Origin of the sequence: Mycoplasma todarodis (genome assembly GCF_004335995.1) — a bacterium.
In the GTDB taxonomy this organism is placed as follows: domain Bacteria; phylum Bacillota_I; class Bacilli_A; order Mycoplasmatales; family Metamycoplasmataceae; genus Mycoplasma_K; species Mycoplasma_K todarodis.
The window spans coordinates 1-1,910 of record NZ_PSZP01000071.1 but is presented as its reverse complement, the minus strand read 5'-3'; the positions used below and the strand labels follow the sequence as shown (position 1 = coordinate 1,910).

General features: G+C 37.0%; 2 pseudogenes. Both read right to left on the bottom strand.

The window, feature by feature from the left end:
- Positions 1-1,163: pseudogene (gene atpD / locus C4B25_RS04645) on the bottom strand (F0F1 ATP synthase subunit beta); the annotation flags it as partial.
- A gap of 14 nt (positions 1,164-1,177) precedes the next feature.
- Positions 1,178-1,862: pseudogene (locus tag C4B25_RS04635) on the bottom strand (F0F1 ATP synthase subunit gamma).
- Between the last annotated feature and the right edge of the window lie 48 nt (positions 1,863-1,910).

Below are 1,910 nucleotides of genomic sequence, written 5' to 3'. Positions count from 1 at the left end.
AACAACTTTCTTATCTTCTTCTGAAAGTTCATCCATACCAAGAATAGCAATGATATCTTGCAGTTCTCTAAATCTTTGTAAGATTTTTTGAACGTTACGCGCAACGTCATAGTGTTCTTGTCCAACAACTTCTGGGTCAAGCATTCTTGATGCTGAACCTAAAGGATCAACAGCAGGATAAATACCTAACGCAGCAATATTACGATCTAGAACTGTTTTAGCATCTAGGTGAGTAAATGTTGTTGCTGGTGCGGGGTCAGTAAGGTCATCGGCAGGCACATAAACGGCTTGAACTGATGTAATTGACCCTTTCTTAGTAGAAGTGATACGCTCTTGTAGAGCTCCCATTTCTGTTGCAAGTGTTGGTTGGTAACCAACAGGGCAGATACCTCTGAACCAGCTTGAGTAAATCTAAAGATGTTATCAACAAATAGTAGAACATCTTGTCCGAATTTATCACGGAAATATTCAGCCATTGTTAGTCCTGTTAAGGCAACACGCATACGAGCCCCGGGAGGTTCGTTCATTTGACCGAACACTAGTGCTGTTTTATCTAAAACACCAGCAGCTTTCATTTCGTGATAAAGGTCATTACCTTCACGAGTTCTTTCTCCAACACCAGCGAATACTGAAAGTCCACCATGTTGTGTGGCAATGTTGTTAATTAATTCTTGAACAAGAACTGTTTTACCAACACCAGCACCACCAAATAGACCGATTTTTCCACCTTTTGCATATGGAACTAGTAAGTCTACAACTTTAATACCTGTTTCAAGTACTTCAGCTGATGATCTTTGTTCTTCATATGAAGGTGCTTCACGGTGAATTGGAGATGTAACTGCTTTAGGAGCAGGTTTTTCATCAATTGGTTCTCCAAGAACGTTGAACATACGTCCTAGAACTTCTTTACCAACAGGAACTGAGATTGGTGCTCCTGTATCTTCAACATCTAATCCTCTAACAAGACCTGTAGTTGCACCCATAGCGATTGTACGAACTGTATCATCACCAATGTGTTGCGCTACTTCAACAACGAATGTTTCTTTACCTTTTGTAATTACTAGAGCATTAAGTAGATTTGGTAATTTATCGTTATCAAATCTAACGTCAATTACGGGCCCAAGAACTTGGACTACTTTACCTATGTTTTTATTTTTTGCCATAATGTCTCCTTTAATTATTGAGCTTCAGATCCACCAACAATCTCTGAAATTTCTTGAGTGATTGCTGCTTGTCTGGCTCTATTGTATTCAAGATTTATTGTCTGTTGCGTTTTCCATTGCTGTACGACGCGATGACATTTCAGAAACTTTTGATTCCACCATTGAACCGAAGATCATAGCTGAAACGTATAGAGGGATTGATCTTTTAAGAACAATTTCTGGAGAAGGTTCAAATTCAGTCATTACTTTAACTGTTTTAACTTCTTCTGTTTCGCTACTTTGTGGTTTCTCAATTGGAAGTAATTGAGTACTTTCTGCTTCAAATGTAACTGAGTTAATAAAATTTGTATGAATTAACTTAACTTTATTCACTTCACCTGATAAATATTGCGCAATTGCTTCTTGCCCAATACCTGATGCATATTCATAGTTAGGTTCATCACCAACACTTGAATATTCTTTAAAAGTAGGGATTCCAACCGCTCCAAGGTGTGAAACACCTTTATTTCCTAAAACAATAATTTTATCTGATGGTTTAAGATCTGATTTCAATAGTTTTAGAACATTTGAGTTATATCCTCCACATAGACCAAGGTCTGATGTGATAACGATATGCAATGTTGATTCCTTCGCATCTTGTGGGAATAATTTTTTAACATCTGAAACATTGTTCAATAGTTTTTGGAATGTTTCATACACTGAAGTGTAATATTCTTGAATTGATTCTAAGTTACTTTTTGCTTTTCT